The sequence below is a fragment of the Nocardioides dubius genome (genome assembly GCF_039528155.1).
Lineage (GTDB): Bacteria > Actinomycetota > Actinomycetes > Propionibacteriales > Nocardioidaceae > Nocardioides > Nocardioides dubius.
In genome coordinates this window covers 544470-561591 of sequence record NZ_BAAALG010000011.1, presented here as the reverse complement: position 1 = coordinate 561591, position 17122 = coordinate 544470, and the positions used below count along the sequence as shown (strand labels likewise).

Below are 17122 nucleotides of genomic sequence, written 5' to 3'. Positions count from 1 at the left end.
CGCAGGAGGACCCCGATGTCCACCCCACTGCTCACCCCCGAGACCTTGGCCGACCCGCGCGTGCACGTCGGCTGGCCCGAGCGTGGTGCCTTCCCGGACGGCTCGGTGGTGACGATGGGAGTCTTCGACGGCTTCCACCGCGGCCACGAGGCGCTGGCTGCCCGTACCGTCGGCCATGCCGCGCGGCTCAAGGTGCCTGCCGTGCTGGTCACCTTCAGCCCGCATCCGTTGAAGGTGCTCGCCCCCGGTGCCGTGCCGCGCCAGCTGATGGGGCTCGACGACCGGGTGCGGCATGCGCTCTCGCTCGGCGTCGACGCCGTCGTGGTGCTGCCGTTCACCGCCGCGCTGGCCATGCAGGGCGCGGCCGACTTCGTCGCCGAGGGACTCGTCGACGCGCTGGGCGCGCGACTGGTCGTGGTCGGCGCCAACTTCCGCTGCGGGCGTGGGGGAGAGGGCGACGCCGACTACCTGTCCGGCCTCGGGCGCCAGCACGGGTTCACCGTCGAGTCGCTCGACCTGGTGCAGGCGGCCGGAGGCTGCTGCTCCTCCACCGAGGTGCGGCGCCGGCTGGCGCACGGAGACCTCGCCGGGGCGCGGGAGCTGCTCGGTCGCGACGACGATCGGGTATTGGTAGTCAGGTGACCTCCTCCGAGACCGAGCGGATCGTCTTCGACACCGCGAACCCCGACGTCCAGGCCTATCGGCTGCTGACCGCGAGCGTGGTGCCGCGACCGATCGCCTGGGTCACCAGCAGGTCCGCGGACGGCGTCGGCAATCTGGCGCCGCACTCGTTCTACACGGTGGCCTGCGCCAACCCGCCGATCGTGCAGTTCACCTCGGTCGGCGCCAAGGACACGCTGCGCAACGTGCGGGAGAGCGGCGAGTTCGTGATCAACCTGGCGGGTGAGGCGATGGCGGAGGCGATCAACGCCTCCAGCGCCCGCTTCCCGGCCGACGTCGACGAGGCCGCGGCCCTCGGCGTCCGGCTGGAGCCCAGCGCGCTGGTCGCCGTGCCGCGGGTGGCGGACGCGCCGGTCTCCATCGAGTGCCGCCTGCACTCGACGCTGGAGCTCGGCGACTCCACGCTCGTGCTCGGCGATGTGGTCGCGGTGACCGTGCGTCGTGACGCACTGGCCGAGGACGGACTGCCGGACATTGCGGCGCTGCGGCCCCTCTCGCGCCTCGGGCGCAACCAATGGGGCGGTCCGCCTCCGGTCTTCGCCCTGGACCGGCCGCACCTGCCGTCCTAGGCCGGTCCGAGACCGTCCGCCGGGAGCACTTCCCGCCGCGCCACTGCTGTGGCACGGTGAGTTGGAGGCGCTCGTCGTCCGCGCGCCGGAGCCAAGGAGCCGATGTGATGGATGCACTGATCAACGCCCTTCCTGCCAAGGCGCAGGACCTCCTCCGTAAGACCGAGACCGCCCGGATCGCCGAACTCGACGAGGACGCCGTGCTGGCCCTGCACAAGCGAGTGCGCCGGGCCCGCAACAAGTCCGTCAAGAACTACCGGCGGTTGGCCGCCGGCGGGGTCGCGGAGCACGCAGGCCGGGGGTCCGCACACCCCGAGCACGGGCTCGCCCGTGACCGCGCCGAGGTCTTCGAGGATGCCCTGGCCCGGGTCAGTGCCCGGCTGGAGGTGCTGGCTCGGGAGGCCGCCGATCAGCTCCGCGACGAACGGCTGGAGGCCGCACGGGCCAAGGGCTCCGCGGGTCCCGAGCTCGAGACTCCCGACGCCCCGCCCGGGCCGGAGGGCCTGCCGCAGGGCGTCGTCAAGACCACCGGAGGGATGAAGCGCGACGCCTCGTCCCAGGCCTTGGGCGCCCAGCGTCAGGCCAAGCGCGACAACCGCTGAGTGGGCCGTGGCCGTCCGCTGCCGGCCGCAGTCGTCCAGCTTTGGCGGCCGCTTAAACTGGCCCGGCAAGCAGATCGCTGGCAAGGAAGCGAAGGTCGATGGACAAGCCCTGGACGAAGCACTACGGGGCTGGTGTCCCGGCCGAGATCGCGATCCCCGACGAGCCGGTGACCGCGGGGCTGGCGCGCGCCGCCCGGCGTTGGCCGGACCGGGTCGCGACCGACTTCCTGGGCGCCACCGCGACCTTCGCCGAGACCGAGGCGAAGATCCGCAAGGCGATGAGCGCCCTGCACGGCCTGGGCGTCTCGATGGGCGACCGGGTGGCGCTGGTGCTGCCCAACTGCCCGACCCACCTGATCGCCTACCACGCGGCGCTGCGGCTCGGCGCGGTCGTCGTCGAGCTGAACCCGACGTACACCGCCGACGAGCTCAAGCACCTCCTGCAGGACTGCCAGGCGACGCATGCGATCGTCTGGCACAAGGCCGTCGCGCGGGTCCTCGAGGCCCGTCCGGGCAGCGCACTGGAGCAGATCATCAGTGTCGACATCGCCCGCGACCTGCCGCCGCTCTCGCAGCTGCTGCTGCGGTTGCCGGTGAAGGCCGCACGGGAGAAGAACGAGGCCCTGCGCGGTGAGGTGCCGTCCGGCTTCCCGGATTGGCACCGGCTGATCGCCGACGTGCACGACGTCGACGTGGCGGAGGTCGAGGTGCGTGGCGAGCACCTGGCGCTGCTGCAGTACACCGGCGGCACCACCGGCACCCCGAAGGCGGCGATGCTCACCCACCGCAACCTGGTCGCCAACCTGGTGCACGGTGATGCCTGGGTGGGCTTCGAGCCCGGCAACGAGACCGTCTACGGCGTGCTGCCGTTCTTCCACGCCTTCGGCCTGACCTTCTGCCTGAACCTGCCGGGCTACCTGGGCGCCACGCTGGTGATGTTCCCGAACTTCGACCCGCCGTCGGTGGTGGCCGCACTGCGTCGTCGTCCGGCCACCTTCATGGGTGGGGTGGCTCCGATGTTCGACCGGATCGCCACCGCCGTGGAGGGCGCCAAGCGTCCGCCGCTGGCCGAGATCCGCCAGATGCGGTTGGGCTTCGCCGGAGCGATGCCGATCCCGGAGCAGACGGTGACCCGCTGGGAGGCGCTCACCGGTGGGCTGTTGATCGAGGGCTACGGGATGACGGAGTGCGCCCCGATCGCGTTGGGCAACCCGGCGTCGGCCGCGCGTCGCCCGGGCACCCTCGGCGTCCCGTTCCCGAACACCGAGATCCGGATCGTCGACATCGACGACCCGACGTTGGAGGTCACGCCCGCCGACGACGGGAGCCGGCGCGGCGAGCTGCTGGTGCGCGGACCCCAGGTCTTCAGCGGCTACTGGAACCTTCCCGACGAGACGGCCGGCCAGCTGCTCGCCGGGGGCTGGCTGCGCACCGGCGACGTCGTCGAGGTGGACCCGACCGGATGGATCACCCTGGTCGACCGGGTCAAGGAGATGATCATCGTCGGCGGCTTCAAGGTGTACCCGACCCAGGTCGAGGAGCATCTGCGGCTGCTGCCGGGGGTGGCCGACGTCGCCGTCGTCGGCGTGCCGACCAAGGGTGGCGACGACGAGGTGCTGGCGGCCTTCGTGATGGCCGACGGAGCACCCGCCCCGACCTTGGAGCAGGTCCGTGCCTTCGGCGAGGAGCGCCTGGCCCGCTACGCCCTCCCACGCCGGGTCGAGGTGCTCGACGACCTGCCGCGCTCCCAGATCGGCAAGGTGCTGCGCCGCCAGGTGCTGGTGCAGGTCACCGAGCGGCGGGCGCAACAGCGCGCGTCGTGAGCATGGGCGCCGGCGTCTCGGGTACCGCCTGGCCAGGAGGAGACCATGAGCCCGATCGCCCATTACATGCAGGCGCACCTGGCAGGTGCGGGAGCCGGCATCGACCTCTTCACCCAGGCAGCTGGGTCGGTCCGTGACCACGCGGTGCGCGCGGAGCTGCGCCGGATCCGCGACGAGCTGCTCGACGAGCGGCGCCGGTTGCGCCGGATGCTCGACGACCTGGGGTCGGGGGAGTCGGCGGTGCTCACCACGGCGACGCGTCTCGGCGGGCTCCTCGCCCGCTTGAAGCCGCATCTGGTGCGCCGCACCGACACCACGGACCTGATCCAGCTCGAGGCGATGCGCGATGCGGTCGCCGGCAAGATCGCCGGCTGGCAGGCACTGCTGGTCGTGGTCGCCGACTACCCGTCGCTGGATCGCGAGGAGCTGAGGATGCTGATCGCCCAGGGGGAGAAGCAGCACCGCTTCCTCACCGAGGCACATGGCGAGGTCGCGCGGCGGGTGCTGCAACGCGCCCACTAGGAGCCGACTAGCGTGTCGCGGGACTCGCCTTCCGCGCACCGAGGAGCACCTGATGTCTGCCGAGCCCCGCATCGAGACCACCTTCGCTGACGGCGTCGCCACGCTGCGGCTGGTGAACCCCGAGTTCAAGAACGCGATCACCCAGCAGATGGCGGCCGACATGGTGGCGTTCTGCGAGCAGGTGCGCACCGACGCGAGCATCGGCGCGGTCGTGGTGGAGGGTGCGGGCGGCTACTTCTGCAGCGGTGCGGACACCCGCGACCTGGCGGCGATCGCGGCCGACCCGGTCGCGCCCGACTCGGTGCGCCGGCTGAACGCCGTCTATCAGGCGTTCGTCAGCCTCGGCTCGCTGCCGGTGCCCACCATCGGCCTGGTCGAGGGTGGCGCGGTCGGCGCCGGGATGAACCTGCTGTTGGCGCTCGACGTGGTGGTGGTGACGCCGGAGGCGGTGCTGGACAGTGGCTTCCTGGCCCGCCGGATCCATCCCGGTGGCGGTCACTTCACCCTGCTGGGTCGCTCGCTGAGCTACCAGCAGGCGATGGCGATGGGCGTGCTCGGCCAGCGGGTCGACGGCACCGAGGCGGTGCGCATCGGTCTCGCGTTGCAGGCGGTTCCGGCCGGCGAGCTCGCCGAGGTTGCCCGCCGGCTCACCAAGCACGCCGCGAAGGACCCCGAGCTCACCCGCCGGACCAAGGAGTCCGCGACCCTCGAGCTGACCAACCCGGGGCTCTCCTGGGCGGCCGCGATCGAGGTCGAGCGCGGCGCCCAGATGTGGTCGCTGGGTCGCAAGGGCTCCGCGGCCTGGGGGACCAAGCCGCGCGACTGAGGCAGCATCTACTGGGTGTTGCATATCTGCAACGCTGGTCTACGCTGGATCGCATGGATCTTGCGGAACGCGTCTCGACGCTGCGCCGGGCGAGCGGGCTGAGCGCGCGCGAGCTCGCGGCCCTGGTCGGTGTTGCCCCGACGACCGTGACCCGGGTGGAGGCCGGCACGGTGAGCCCGTCGTTCGCTCTCGCCCAAGAGATCCTGACCGTGCTCGGGGAGCCGATCGGCTTCCTCGGCGGAGCGGATCGCGAGGCGATGATCGCCGCGCGTCGTGCGCTCGATCCTGCCCTTCCGGTAGCCGAGACGCCCGGTGCCGCCCAGTGGCGGGAGCGGTGGGGAAGGCTCGGTCTCGTCGACGCAGGAGGTCACGCCGTCGAGGGGCGCGAGGCGGATCTGTTGGAACGGGCCGGCCAGGTCGCTCGACTCACGCGGCGTCCAGGAGCCGCGGACTTCGACAGCGGCCCCACTGCCACGCTCATTGCGAGCCTGTTGCGGTCGGCGGGCATCGACCACGCTCTGACCGGTGACGCAGGCGCGAACCTGTACCGCTCAAGCGGAGAGGAGGCGTGGCCGGTCCTCTATGTGGAGGATGTCGCGGCGGCAGCCACGGCGGCGGGTCTGGTGTCCAAGGCGTCGGGCTCGTACGGGCCGCGGATCACCCTGATCCCGTTCGACGAGCTGAGCGAGATGGGACGGATCGACATCGGCGGGATCAGCGTGGCTGCCCGTGACCAGGTGATCCTCGATGCCTACGGCGGCATCGATCGGATGCCCGAGCAAGCGGACATCCTGGTCGGCAGACGCGTGGCATGACGGACTTCGAGGAGCCTCGGACCGAGATCGAGTGGAGCCGCCGCGCGATCATCAACGTCGTCGAGGTCCTCGCCGCCCACGCTGCGTCACTCACCCTGGTCGGAGCCCACGCAGTCCTGCTGCGCACGATGGCACTCGACGTTCCTCGGATGCCGACCGGCGATGGAGACCTCGGCGTCACGCCTGGGCTGGTGAGTGCGACGCCCCGGATCGAGACGTTGCTGGTCGATGCGGGGTACCGGCACCGAACATCGGCACGTCCGGGGCTGTGGGGCCGGACCGTCTTCGCAGATCAAGACGGGTCGCTCTCCTTCCGGGAGAAGGTCGACCTGCTTGCTCCGCATGGGCTCTCCGGCACCGTGAGCCGGAGCAAGCGCGGAGCGCCTGCCCTTCAGCCGGATCACGGCAAGCACACTGTCGGCAATGTCCTCGGGCTGGAGCTCGCATCCTTCAACCGGTCCTTGGTCACACTCTCGGACTTCGCGGACCCACGCCTGACGACCGCGCTCCACGTCGCGGACATCCCCGCCCTGGTGCTGGCGAAGGGATCCAAGATCGGCGAGCGCATCGACCACCCGCGCAAGGGCCGAGTCCGGGACAAGGACCTTGGCGACCTCTGGCGTCTGATGGCGGTGGGGGATCCAGCTGACACCGCGCGGGTGGTCGAGGAGTACGCGGACCATCCCCAGATCGGCGTCCACGTGCGCCAGGGCCTGGCCTGGACTGCGGCAGTGGTGCGCGATCCGGTGAGCCGACAGCGTGCGAAGTCGAACTTCGACACGTTCGTCGACCCGAGGGAGATCGACAACGCCTTCGCACGCTGGCAGGCCGCGCTCGCCGGGATCGGAGCCTAGGCGGAGCGAAGCGTCGCGGCTGCCTTCTTGGCGGCGTACATCCGCGCGTCGGCGGCAAGCAGGGCGTCGGGCAGGAAGTCGAGGTGCGCGACGGCGGCTGCGCCCACGCTGCCGAGGTTGCCGAGCGTGGCGCCGAGCCGCTTGCCCAGCTCCTCGTGGTCGAGGCCGAGACAGAAGACGGCGAACTCGTCGCCGCCCACCCGGGCCACGGCGTCGGTCTCGCGGACCGCGGAGACGATCCGCTCCGCCGCCTCGCGGATCAGCTGGTCGCCCGCGTCGTGGCCGGAGCGGTCGTTGACCTTCTTCAGCCCGTTGAGGTCGATGAAGGCGACGGCCGCGGTGGCCTCGGGCTGGGCGCGCCACAGCTCGGCACAGCGGTCGCTGAAGCCGCGGCGGTTCAGCACGCCGGTCAGCTCATCGGTGCCGGAGCGGCGCTGGGCCATGTTGCGCAGCTCCACCTCCTGGTCGAGCTGGCGGTGCACGTCGACCTTGTCCAGCGCGATCGACGCGGCGTTGGCCAACCCCTGGAGCAGGTTGATCTCCACCTCGGTCGCGGTGTGGTTGGTCGCCCAGTAGGCGCCGATCGCCGCGATCGGGTCCAGCGAGCGGACCGGGAGCATCACCAGGCTCTCCACGAAGGTGGGCCGGTAGGCATCGTGCGGGATCCGGTCGTCGACGTAGATGTCCGGGATCACCGCAGGCGTCCGGTTGAGCATCACCCAGCCGCTGATGCAGGTCTCCATCGGGAAGCGGCTGCCCTTCCACAGCGGCGAGATGGCGTCCTCGTCGGCGTAGAAGCACAGGTCGCCGTCGCGCAGCACGAAGCTGACCCCGTCGCAGCCGACCAGCTGACGCGCGGTGGTCGAGACGATCCGCTGCACCTGGGGCAGGTCCGCTGCCATCGACAGGGCCTGGACGGCGTCGAGTAGACGCTCGATCCCCTCGGCGTAGGTCGCGCTCATCCAGATCCCCTTCGGTCGCTCGGACACAGTATCGACCACCCGTCAATGAAACTGAGATGCCCCGACCGGTTCCATTTCCGGGCCGCATCCCCAACCCTTGATCCGTGAGCCCTCCCACCCGTCTGGTCCATCACCGCATCGCGGTCTGCGTGGCGTTCGGCGTCCAAGGCGCGGGCCTGATCACGCTGACCACCCGGCTCCCGGTGATCTCCGAGCGATGGGACCTCGGCGAGCTCAAGCTGTCGGTCCTGCTGCTGATGATGATCCTGCTCGCCGGGGTCGGATCGGTGATCGCCGAGCGGGCCGCAGCGCGCCGGCCGAGTGCGCTGCTGCTCCGCTGCGGACTGATCGGCGTGGCGCTCGGCGTCGCCGGGATCGTGCTGGCGCCGGGGGAGGGCGTCTTCGTGGGCGCGATGGCGCTCTACGGCCTCGCCCTCGGCGTGGTGGACGCCGCCAGCAACATGCAGGCGGTCGCCCTCGAAGCGGCGTATCGGCGCCCGATCCTGCCCTCCTTCCACGGTGCCTGGACGCTGGGCGGCATGCTCGGCGCCGGCTTCACGCTCGCCACGGCCCACCTGCCACTGGCCGTCGCCGCCGTGGTCGCCGTCCTGATCGCTGTGGCGGCGCTCGCTCCGTTCCTGGCCCGCAGCCAGGAGAGGCCACGTCCCGGCTCGGCCGACGGCTCAGCAGACGACCCGGCCGACGACGGGCCGATCCCGTGGCGCCCGATCGTGATGGTCGGCGTCGCGATGCTGATCTTCTACCTGGTCGACACCGCCTCGACCACCTGGGGCGCGACCTACCTGGACCGGGTCTTCGACACCCCGGACAGCCTGGTCGCGCTGGCCACCTTCCCGTACCTGGCGGCCAGTCTCGCCGCCCGCTTCCTCGGCGACCGCGTGGTCGGCCGGCTCGGCGCGGTCCGGGTGCTGCGGACCGGGGCCCTGGTCGGCGCCGCCGGCCTGCTGTTGGTGGTCACCGCGCCGTCCTGGCCGCTGGCGGTGCTGGGCTTCACGGTGACCGGCTTCGGGGTCGCGGTGGTGGCACCGCTCAGCTTCTCCGCCGCCGCCCAGATCGCCGGGGGCTCGCCGGCCCGGGTGGATGCGGTGATCGGTCGCTTCAACCAGTTCAACTACGCGGGCGCGCTCGGCGGCTCGGTGCTCACCGGGGTGGTGGGCAGCGACTCCCTCCGCTACGGCTTCGTGGTTCCGGCCGTGCTGGTGCTGGCCCTGATCCCGTTGGCCAAGTACTTCGCGCCGTCACCGCTCAATGTGACCCCAGCGCTCGGAAATCGCGGAAAGGCGACGCTGAGGTCACATTGGGCTAGAAGTCGACGGGGTCGCGGCTGATCGGGCAGGTCATGCAGTGCCCGCCGCCGCGACCACGGCCGAGCTCGGCGCCGACGATCTCCAGCACCTCCACACCGGCGCTGCGCAGCAGCGCGTTGGTGGCGGTGTTGCGGTCGTAGGTGTAGACGACGCCGGGAGAGAGGGCCACCGCGTTGTTGCCGCTGTCCCACTGCTGGCGCTCGGAGGCGTAGGCGTCACCGGCGGTCTCCACCACCCGCAGCGCGGGCAGGTTCAGCGACTCGGCGACGACGTCGACGAAGCGGGCATCGCCCTCGTCGGTCACCTCGAGCGGCTCGGCGCCGTCGCCCGGGCGCAGCGAGAAGGTGTGCACCGCATCCATGATCTTCGGGTACAGCGTGACCAGATCCCGGTCGGCGAAGGTGAAGACGGTGTCCAGGTGCATCGCCGCCCGCAGCTTCGGCATCCCAGCGACGACCACCCGCTCGGCAGCGCCCTGTGCGAAGAGCGCGGCCGCGACCTGGGTGATCGCCTGGCGCGAGGTGCGCTCGCTCATCCCCATCAGCACCACGCCGTTCCCGACCGGCATGATGTCGCCGCCCTCGAAGGTGGCCTGGCCCCAGTCCTGGTCGGGATCGCCCCACCACACGGTGGAGCCGACGTAGTCGGGGTGGAACTCGTAGACCGCCTTCATCAGCATGGTCTCGTCGTGGCGGGCCGGCCAGTAGAGCGGATTGAGGGTGAGCCCGCCGTAGAGCCAGCAGGTGGTGTCGCGGGTGTAGAGCGTGTTGGGCAGCGGTGGCATCAGGTACTCCCGCGGCCCGGCCGACTCCCGCGCCAGTGCCAGGTAGCTCGAGCGGAAGTCCGCAGGCAGGTCGGCGGTCGAGAGCCCGCCGATCAGGTACTCCGCCAGCCGCGGCAGCGGCAACGACTCCAGATAGGCCCGGGTGTCGGCGACCAGGCCCAGCCCGACCGTGTTGGCCGCGATCTTGCGATCCAGCAGCCAGTCCCGCGCCCCCGGGACGGCGAGCGTCTCGGCGAGCAGGTCGTGCAGCTCCACCACCTCCACGCCGTGGCTGCGCAGATCGGCGACGAAGGCCGCGTGGTCGCGCTGCGCGTTCTCCACCCAGAGCACGTCGTCGAAGAGCAGGTCGTCGCTGTTGGTCGGGGTCAGCCGCCGGTGGGCCAGGCCCGGCCGGCAGACCAACACCTTGCGGAGCCGGCCGACCTCGGAGTGGACGCCGTGCACCGGACGCGGGGTTGAGGACATGGAGGGTTCCTTTCCGAGGACGGTCAGAGGGAGATCCGGCCGGTGGCCAGAGCGACGATGCCGATCGCGGCGGTGATCACCGAGAACGCCAGGATCAGCAGCTCGCGGGCGTCGAACCAACGGCGGCCCTGCTCGCTGCGGGCCTTGACGAAGAGCAGGGAGGCGGGGGCGTAGATGATCATCGAGACCAGCAGGTACTTCGGACCGGCCGCCCAGAGCAGGAAGGCCGTGTAGGCGGTCGCGATGAAGGCGATGGTCAGCTCGCGTCGCCACCCGGCCGGCGACGCGTCGTAGGTCTCGCGGGTGATCGCCAGCTTCAGGGCGTAGGCCGCGGCCAGCAGGTAGGGGATCAGGGTCAGCGCACTGGTCAGGTTCAGCGCCAGGTTGAACGCGTCGTCGGAGAAGGCGGTGACCACCAGCATCACCTGGATCAGGGCGGTGGTCATCAGCAGCGCGGGCACCGGCACGTCGACGTCGCTGATGCTCTTGAGGAAGCGCGGCATGTCGTCGTCCTCGGCCGCGACGAAGAGCACCTCGGCGGCCATCAGCGTCCAGGCCAGGTAGGCGCCGAGCACCGAGACGATCAGGCCGATGCTGATGAACGCCTTGCCCCAGTCGCCGACGGCGGCCTCCAGCACGCCGGCCATCGACGGCTGGCGCAGCTCGGCCATCTCCTCGGCCGGCAGGATCCCGTAGGAGACCACGGTGACCGAGGCGAAGATGCTGAAGACCATCAGGAAGCCCAGCACGGTCGCCCGGCCGACGTCCTCGCGGCGCTTGGCATGCCGGGAGTAGACGCTGGCCCCCTCCACGCCGATGAAGACGAAGACGGTGACCAGCATCGTGCCCTTCACCTGCTCGAAGAGCGAGTCGTAGTTCTCCCCGGACCAGTTGTCCATGAAGACGCCGACGTCGAGGTAGAAGAGCGCGAGCACGATGAAGACCAGGATCGGCACCACCTTGGCCACGGTGACGATCTGGTTCAGCGCCGCGGCGTCCTTGGTGCCGCGCTTGATCAGCCAGTAGAACGCCCAGATGCCGACCGTGGACAGCGCGATCGCCAGCACCGTGTTGCCGTCGCCCAGCTCCGGGAAGAGGGCGCTCAGGGTGGACATGATCAACACCCAGTAGGTCACGTTGCCCACGCAGCTGCTGGCCCAGTAGCCGAAGGCGGAGAAGAAGCCCAGGTACTCGCCGAAGCCGCTCTTGGCGTATGCGTAGACGCCGGAGTCCAGCTCCGGCTTGCGGATCGCCAGGATCTGGAACACGAACGCCAGCATCAGCATGCCGGTGCCGGCGATGGCCCAGGCGATCAGCGCACCGGCGACACCGGTCTCCTGGCCGAAGCGCGCGGGGAGCGAGAAGACGCCCGCGCCGACCATCCCGCCGACCACCATGGCGGTCATCGTGAGCAGGCCGAGCTTCTGCGTGGTCGGGTACTGCGTGGAGGTGGGGACAGCGGGCTGATCGGGCATGCGCGCTCCTTCGTCTGCTCGACGATAAGGCAGAGGGCCCGGTCGTTGGCTAGAGGCAGAACAGAATCTGGGACCAAGGTCCCACCTCCGCCGCCTGCCGCGCGGCCCGGGCACAAGTCCCCGTCAAGGCGCATCAAGACGGCGACAAGATCGCCGTCGCACCCGCCAGGAATGGCTTTGCTGGGCACATGAACATCGAATCCGGCCTGCTGATCGCGGCCGTCGTCGCCGTGGCGATCTACCTGCTCGCGGCCCTGATCCTTCCGGAGCGCTTCTAGTGTCTGAGTCCCTGGGGGGCCTGCTCACCATCTGCCTGCTGCTCGCGATGCTCGCGGTGGTCTACGTGCCGTTGGGTGACTACATGGCCCGCGTCTACACCCGTTCGCGGCACCACCGCCTCGAACGAGGCGTCTACCGGCTCGCCGGCGTCAACCCCGACGTCGAGCAGAGCCCCAAGTCCTACGCGCTGAGCGTGGTCGGCTTCTCCCTGGTCGGGGTGGTGGTGCTGATGGCGATGCAGATGCTCCAGGCCCACCTGCCGATGAGCCGCGACCTGCCCGGCGTCGACCTCTGGATGTCCTTCAACACCGCCGCCTCGTTCGTGGCGAACACCAACTGGCAGTCCTACGCCGGCGAGTCGACCCTCGGCTTCACCGTGCAGATGGCCGGGCTCGCGGTGCAGAACTTCGTCTCCGCAGCGGTCGGCATGGCGGTCGCGGTGGCGCTGATCCGCGGCTTCACCCGGACCCGCTCGAACGCGCTCGGCAACTTCTGGGTGGACCTCACCCGCGGGACCCTGGGCATCCTGCTGCCGATCGCCGTCGTCGGCGCGCTGGTGCTGATCGCCGGCGGTGTGGTGCAGAGCTTCAGCGACGAGGTGATCACCACGCTGGCCGGCTCGCAGCAGGTGCTCACCGGTGGACCGGTCGCCAGCCAGGAGGTGATCAAGCTGCTGGGCACCAACGGCGGTGGCTTCTTCAACGCCAACTCCGCCCACCCGTTCGAGAACCCCAACGGCTTCACCAATCTCTTCGAGATCTTCCTGATCCTGGTGATCCCGGTCGCGCTGACCCGGACGCTGGGCACGCTGCTGGGCAACCGTCGTCAGGGGCTGGCCGTGCTCGGCGCGATGACGATCCTGTTCGTCGTCGTGCTGACCATCGTCACCACCGCCGAGGTCGGCGGCCACTCGCAGTCCGCGGTCGCGGCAGGAGCCTCGCTGGAGGGCAAGGAGGTGCGCTTCGGGGAGTGGGCCACCGCGCTCTTCGCGACCGCGACCACCGGCACCTCGACCGGAGCGGTCAACGCCTCGCACGACTCGTTGTCGCCGACCGGCGGCGGCGCGGTGCTGGTGAACATGATGCTCGGCGAGATCGCGCCGGGCGGCGTCGGCTCCGGCATCTACGGCATCCTGGTGATGGCGATCCTGGTGGTCTTCATCGCGGGCCTGCTGGTCGGGCGCACCCCGGAGCTGCTGGGCAAGAAGATCGGCACCCGGCAGATGACCTACGTGGCGCTGTACACGCTGACCACCCCGGTCCTGGTCCTCGTCGGCACCGGTGTGGCCATCTCGCTGGGCAGCACCGCGGGCTTCCTGGGCAATCCCGGTGGCCACGGCTTCAGCGAGGTGCTCTACGCCTACACCTCGGCAGCCAACAACAACGGCAGCGCCTTCGGTGGGATCACGGTCACCTCCGACTTCTTCCAGATCAGCCTGGGCCTGGCCATGCTGCTCGGCCGGCTGGTCCCGATCGTGCTGGTGCTGCTGCTCGCCGGATCGCTGGCCGAGCAGGGCAAGGTGCCCGCCACCGCCGGCACGCTGCCCACCCACAAGCCGCTCTTCGTAGGCCTGCTGGTCGGCGTGATCCTGATCGTCACCGGCCTCACCTACTTCCCCGCACTCTCCCTCGGCCCGATTGCAGAGGCACTGGCATGACGCTCTCCCATCTCCTCGCGCAGTGCGCGGCGCAGCTCCCGACGGCGTTGCGCAAGCTCGATCCGCGTCACGTGTGGCGCTCCCCGGTGATGTTCCTGGTCTGGCTGGGCTCCCTGCTGACCACGGCCGCAGCCCTCGTGGACCCATCGGTCTTCACGATCGCGTTGACGATCTGGCTCTGGCTCACCGTGATCTTCGGCAACCTGGCCGAGGCGGTGGCCGAGGGCCGCGGCAAGGCCCAGGCAGCGTCGCTGCGGGCAGCTCGCACCGACACCGTCGCCCGACGGCTGGAGGACGACGGCACGCTGGTCCCGGTGCCCGGCACCCAGCTGAGGATCGGCGACCGGGTGGTGGTCGAGGCCGGCGAGGTGATCCCCGGCGACGGGGACATCGTCGAGGGCATCGCCACCGTCGACGAGTCGGCGATCACCGGTGAGTCCGCTCCGGTGATCCGGGAGGCGGGCGGCGACCGCAGTGCGGTCACCGGCGGCACCAAGGTGCTCTCGGACCGGATCGTCATGAAGGTCACCACCGCTCCCGGAGAGACCTTCCTGGACAAGATGATCGCCTTGGTGGAGGGCACCTCGCGGCGCCGGACCCCCAACGAGATCGCGCTCTCCATCCTGCTGGTCAGCCTGACCCTGGTCTTCCTGACCGCGGTCGCCACGCTCGCCCCGATGGCCGACTACGCCGGCGCACCGCAGGACGTCGTCGTCCTGGTGGCGCTGCTGGTCTGCCTGATCCCGACCACGATCGGTGCGCTGCTCAGCGCGATCGGGATCGCCGGCATGGACCGGCTGGTGCGGGTCAACGTGCTCGCCATGTCCGGACGTGCGGTCGAGGCGGCCGGTGACGTGAGCACGCTGCTGCTCGACAAGACCGGCACCATCACCTACGGCAACCGTCAGGCCAGCCGGTTGGTGGCGGCCTCGGGCGTGAGCGATGCCGAGCTGCGTGACGCGGCACGGCTCTCCAGCCTCGCCGACCAGACCCCCGAGGGCCGCTCCATCGTGGACCTCGCGCTCGCCGCGGGCGCCGACGACGCCGACCTCCCGGCCGGTGCGGAGTTCATCGAGTTCACCGCCCAGACCCGGATGTCCGGCGTCGACCTGGCCGACGGCACCGAGATCCGCAAGGGGGCCGGCTCCGCGGTGTCGGCCTGGTTGGGGCTCACCCCGTCGGTGGAGGTCACCGACGTGATCGACGAGATCGCCCGCAGCGGCGGGACGCCGCTGGTGATCGCGGTGCGCCGCGTGGGGGAGAAGGGCGACGTGCTCGGCGTCGTGCACCTCAAGGACGTCGTCAAGCAAGGCATGGCCGAGCGCTTCGAGGAGCTCCGCTCGATGGGCATCCGCACGGTGATGATCACCGGCGACAACGCCCTCACCGCCCGTGCGATCGCCGACGAGGCGGGAGTCGACGACTTCCTCGCCGAGGCGACGCCGGAGGACAAGATGGCCTATATCCGCAAGGAGCAGGCCGGCGGACGCCTGGTGGCGATGACCGGCGACGGCACCAACGACGCGCCCGCGCTGGCCGCGGCCGACGTGGGGGTCGCGATGAACAGCGGAACCGCCGCTGCCAAGGAGGCCGGCAACATGGTCGACCTCGACTCCGACCCGACGAAGCTGATCGACATCGTCCAGATCGGCAAGCAGCTGCTGATCACCCGGGGCGCGTTGACCACCTTCTCGATCGCCAACGACGTCGCCAAGTACTTCGCGATCATCCCGGCGATGTTCGTGGCCGCCTACCCGTCGCTGGATGCTCTCAACGTGATGGGCCTCAGCACGCCGCAGTCGGCGATCCTGTCCGCGGTCATCTTCAACGCCCTGATCATCGTGGTGCTGATCCCGCTCGCCCTGCGGGGCGTTCGCTTCCGCGCCGCCTCCGCCACCCAGGTGCTGCGCCGCAACATCGCGGTCTTCGGCCTCGGCGGCGTGATCGTGCCGTTCCTCGGCATCAAGCTCATCGACCTTCTGGTCTCGACCATTCCTGGAATCGGGTGACCCATGCTGACCGATCTGACCCGGCAATCGCTTGCCGGACTCCGCATCCTGTTCGTGCTGACCGTGCTGCTCGGCGTGGTCTATCCGCTCACCGTCTGGGTGGCAGGCCGCGCGTTGGCCGACCGGGCCGACGGGCAACCGCTGACGGTGGACGGCGAGGTCGTCGGCTCGCGCCTGCTCGGGCAGAGCTTCGAGGGCGAGCAGTGGTTCCACTCCCGCCCCTCGGCCAACGACTACGACGCGCTCGCCTCGGCGCCCAGCAACCTCGGGCCCACCAACCCCGATCTGCTGGCCGCGATCGAACAACGGCGTGCGGAGGTCGCCGCCTTCGAGAAGGCCGCCCCCGACGCGGTGCCGGCGGACGCGTTGACCGCGTCGGGCTCCGGGCTGGACCCGCACATCTCGCTGGCCTACGCGATGCTCCAGGCGGACCGGGTGGCCGAGGCCAACGGGCTCTCGACCGACGAGGTGCGCGAGCTGGTCGAGGAGAGCACCGACGGCCCGATCCTCGGCTTCCTCGGGGTGGAGGGGGTCAACGTGCTGGAGCTCAACATCGCGGTCCAGCACGCGGCACGCTGACGACGGGTGGAGACTGAGCGCATGGAGCGGGGACGGTTGCGGGTCTACCTCGGCGCGGCGCCCGGGGTGGGCAAGACCCACGCCATGCTGGCCGAGGGACACCGCCGCCGCGACCGCGGCACGGACGTCGTCGTCGGCTATGTCGAGACGCACGGGCGGCCCCGGACCGCGGAGATGGTCGGCGACCTCGAGGTGATCGCGCGGCGCGACGTCAGCTACCGGGGCACCGCGCAGCAGGAGATGGATCTCGCCGCGATCCTGGCGCGCCGGCCCTCGGTGGTGCTGGTCGACGAGCTGGCGCACACCAATGTGCCGGGCAGCGCCCACGAGAAGCGGTGGCAGGACGTCGAGACGATCCTCGAAGCGGGGATCTCGGTGATCACCACCGTCAACGTGCAGCACCTGGAGTCGCTCAACGACGTGACCGAGGCGATCACCGGCGTGCGGCAGCGGGAGACCGTGCCGGACGCGGTGGTCCGCGCCGCCGACGCGATCGAGCTGGTCGACATGTCGCCGCAGGCGCTGCGGCGGCGGATGGCGCACGGCAACATCTACCACCCGGACAAGGTGGACGCCGCGCTGTCGAACTACTTCCGCGAGGGCAACCTGACGGCGCTGCGCGAGCTCGCGCTGCTCTGGCTGGCCGATCAGGTGGAGGAGGGGCTGGACCGCTACCGGGCCCAGCACGACATCGACTCCACCTGGGCGGCGCGGGAGCGGATCGTGGTGGCGATCAGCGGGGGGCCGGAGTCAGCGACCCTGATGCGGCGGGCGGCGCGGATCTCGGCGCGCCGCTCGGGCGGGGAGTGGCAGGCGCTGTACGTGACCCGGCACGACGGTCTGAGCGGGATCGCGCCGGAGCGGCTCACCGAGCTGCGGGCCAAGGCCGAGG

The 17122-nt window shown here is 70.6% G+C and carries 17 protein-coding genes; 14 read left to right on the top strand and 3 right to left on the bottom strand.

Features of this window, described 5'->3' with window-relative positions:
• The first annotated feature begins 15 nt into the window (after positions 1–15).
• From ABD151_RS15825 to ABD151_RS15790, 8 genes are all read left to right on the top strand, one after another.
• Entirely contained in the window at positions 16–642 is a 627-nt protein-coding gene (locus ABD151_RS15825; protein ID WP_343995736.1) for a hypothetical protein, read from the top strand.
• On the top strand, positions 639–1250 hold the full coding sequence (locus ABD151_RS15820) for a flavin reductase family protein (RefSeq protein WP_343995735.1): 612 nt from the start codon (positions 639–641) through the stop codon (positions 1248–1250). Before ABD151_RS15825 ends, ABD151_RS15820 begins: the two co-directional genes overlap by 4 nt.
• Before the next feature lie 107 nt (positions 1251–1357).
• Complete coding sequence (locus ABD151_RS15815; protein ID WP_343995734.1) at positions 1358–1852, top strand: hypothetical protein; 495 nt, start codon at positions 1358–1360, stop codon at positions 1850–1852.
• Positions 1853–1950: 98 nt separating this feature from the next.
• The gene (locus ABD151_RS15810; protein ID WP_343995733.1) at positions 1951–3675 is read left to right on the top strand and encodes an AMP-binding protein; all 1725 of its coding nucleotides are present in this window, start codon (positions 1951–1953) and stop codon (positions 3673–3675) included.
• Between the two features lie 45 nt (positions 3676–3720).
• Positions 3721–4197 carry a hypothetical protein gene (locus ABD151_RS15805; RefSeq protein ID WP_343995732.1) on the top strand — a complete coding sequence of 159 codons (477 nt, stop codon included), beginning with the start codon at positions 3721–3723 and terminating at the stop codon, positions 4195–4197.
• A 52-nt stretch (positions 4198–4249) separates the two neighbouring features.
• Positions 4250–5023, top strand: coding sequence for an enoyl-CoA hydratase-related protein (locus tag ABD151_RS15800; RefSeq protein WP_343995731.1), 774 nt, complete (start codon positions 4250–4252; stop codon positions 5021–5023).
• A gap of 53 nt (positions 5024–5076) precedes the next feature.
• A complete protein-coding gene (locus tag ABD151_RS15795; RefSeq protein ID WP_343995730.1) occupies positions 5077–5838 on the top strand; it encodes a helix-turn-helix domain-containing protein in 762 nt (253 codons plus the stop codon).
• Positions 5835–6692, top strand: coding sequence for a hypothetical protein (locus tag ABD151_RS15790; protein WP_343995729.1), 858 nt, complete (start codon positions 5835–5837; stop codon positions 6690–6692). Before ABD151_RS15795 ends, ABD151_RS15790 begins: the two co-directional genes overlap by 4 nt.
• Here the strand turns inward: ABD151_RS15790 and ABD151_RS15785 are convergent.
• On the bottom strand, positions 6689–7654 hold the full coding sequence (locus ABD151_RS15785) for a GGDEF domain-containing protein (protein ID WP_343995728.1): 966 nt from the start codon (positions 7652–7654) through the stop codon (positions 6689–6691). The genes ABD151_RS15790 and ABD151_RS15785 overlap by 4 nt on opposite strands.
• Before the next feature lie 104 nt (positions 7655–7758).
• Here ABD151_RS15785 and ABD151_RS15780 point away from each other — a divergent pair, with 104 nt between their 5' ends.
• On the top strand, positions 7759–9003 hold the full coding sequence (locus tag ABD151_RS15780) for an MFS transporter (protein WP_343995727.1): 1245 nt from the start codon (positions 7759–7761) through the stop codon (positions 9001–9003).
• On the opposite strand, the gene ABD151_RS15775 is transcribed toward ABD151_RS15780, so the two are convergent.
• Complete coding sequence (locus tag ABD151_RS15775) at positions 8978–10231, bottom strand: arginine deiminase (protein WP_343995726.1); 1254 nt, start codon at positions 10229–10231, stop codon at positions 8978–8980. The genes ABD151_RS15780 and ABD151_RS15775 overlap by 26 nt on opposite strands.
• A gap of 23 nt (positions 10232–10254) precedes the next feature.
• Complete coding sequence (locus tag ABD151_RS15770; protein WP_343995725.1) at positions 10255–11706, bottom strand: basic amino acid/polyamine antiporter; 1452 nt, start codon at positions 11704–11706, stop codon at positions 10255–10257.
• A gap of 188 nt (positions 11707–11894) precedes the next feature.
• Between ABD151_RS15770 and ABD151_RS15765 the strand changes: the two genes are divergently transcribed.
• The 5 genes from ABD151_RS15765 to ABD151_RS15745 form a co-directional block, all read left to right on the top strand.
• A complete protein-coding gene (locus ABD151_RS15765; RefSeq protein ID WP_343995724.1) occupies positions 11895–11984 on the top strand; it encodes a potassium-transporting ATPase subunit F in 90 nt (29 codons plus the stop codon).
• A 47-nt stretch (positions 11985–12031) separates the two neighbouring features.
• Entirely contained in the window at positions 12032–13642 is a 1611-nt protein-coding gene (kdpA, locus tag ABD151_RS15760; protein ID WP_415629917.1) for a potassium-transporting ATPase subunit KdpA, read from the top strand.
• Entirely contained in the window at positions 13639–15651 is a 2013-nt protein-coding gene (gene kdpB / locus ABD151_RS15755) for a potassium-transporting ATPase subunit KdpB (protein ID WP_343995722.1), read from the top strand. Before kdpA ends, kdpB begins: the two co-directional genes overlap by 4 nt.
• Before the next feature lie 3 nt (positions 15652–15654).
• The gene (gene kdpC / locus ABD151_RS15750) at positions 15655–16230 is read left to right on the top strand and encodes a potassium-transporting ATPase subunit KdpC (protein WP_343995721.1); all 576 of its coding nucleotides are present in this window, start codon (positions 15655–15657) and stop codon (positions 16228–16230) included.
• A 21-nt stretch (positions 16231–16251) separates the two neighbouring features.
• Positions 16252–17122: histidine kinase (locus tag ABD151_RS15745; RefSeq protein ID WP_486348049.1), on the top strand; the 871-nt coding region annotated here is incomplete at its 3' end.

What these genes read in the sequence shown, in the direction of transcription:
- ABD151_RS15795 (WP_343995730.1), top strand. Translation starts at nt 5,077, where the DNA reads ATGGATCTTGCGGAACGCGTCTCGACGCTGCGCCGGGCGAGCGGGCTG.
- kdpA (WP_415629917.1), top strand. Translation starts at nt 12,032, where the DNA reads ATGCTCGCGGTGGTCTACGTGCCGTTGGGTGACTACATGGCCCGCGTC.
- ABD151_RS15800 (WP_343995731.1), top strand. Translation starts at nt 4,250, where the DNA reads ATGTCTGCCGAGCCCCGCATCGAGACCACCTTCGCTGACGGCGTCGCC.
- ABD151_RS15790 (WP_343995729.1), top strand. Translation starts at nt 5,835, where the DNA reads ATGACGGACTTCGAGGAGCCTCGGACCGAGATCGAGTGGAGCCGCCGC.
- ABD151_RS15825 (WP_343995736.1), top strand. Translation starts at nt 16, where the DNA reads ATGTCCACCCCACTGCTCACCCCCGAGACCTTGGCCGACCCGCGCGTG.
- ABD151_RS15805 (WP_343995732.1), top strand. Translation starts at nt 3,721, where the DNA reads ATGAGCCCGATCGCCCATTACATGCAGGCGCACCTGGCAGGTGCGGGA.
- ABD151_RS15775 (WP_343995726.1), bottom strand. Translation starts at nt 10,231, where the DNA reads ATGTCCTCAACCCCGCGTCCGGTGCACGGCGTCCACTCCGAGGTCGGC.
- ABD151_RS15765 (WP_343995724.1), top strand. Translation starts at nt 11,895, where the DNA reads ATGAACATCGAATCCGGCCTGCTGATCGCGGCCGTCGTCGCCGTGGCG.
- kdpC (WP_343995721.1), top strand. Translation starts at nt 15,655, where the DNA reads ATGCTGACCGATCTGACCCGGCAATCGCTTGCCGGACTCCGCATCCTG.
- kdpB (WP_343995722.1), top strand. Translation starts at nt 13,639, where the DNA reads ATGACGCTCTCCCATCTCCTCGCGCAGTGCGCGGCGCAGCTCCCGACG.
- ABD151_RS15815 (WP_343995734.1), top strand. Translation starts at nt 1,358, where the DNA reads ATGGATGCACTGATCAACGCCCTTCCTGCCAAGGCGCAGGACCTCCTC.
- ABD151_RS15785 (WP_343995728.1), bottom strand. Translation starts at nt 7,654, where the DNA reads ATGAGCGCGACCTACGCCGAGGGGATCGAGCGTCTACTCGACGCCGTC.
- ABD151_RS15810 (WP_343995733.1), top strand. Translation starts at nt 1,951, where the DNA reads ATGGACAAGCCCTGGACGAAGCACTACGGGGCTGGTGTCCCGGCCGAG.
- ABD151_RS15770 (WP_343995725.1), bottom strand. Translation starts at nt 11,706, where the DNA reads ATGCCCGATCAGCCCGCTGTCCCCACCTCCACGCAGTACCCGACCACG.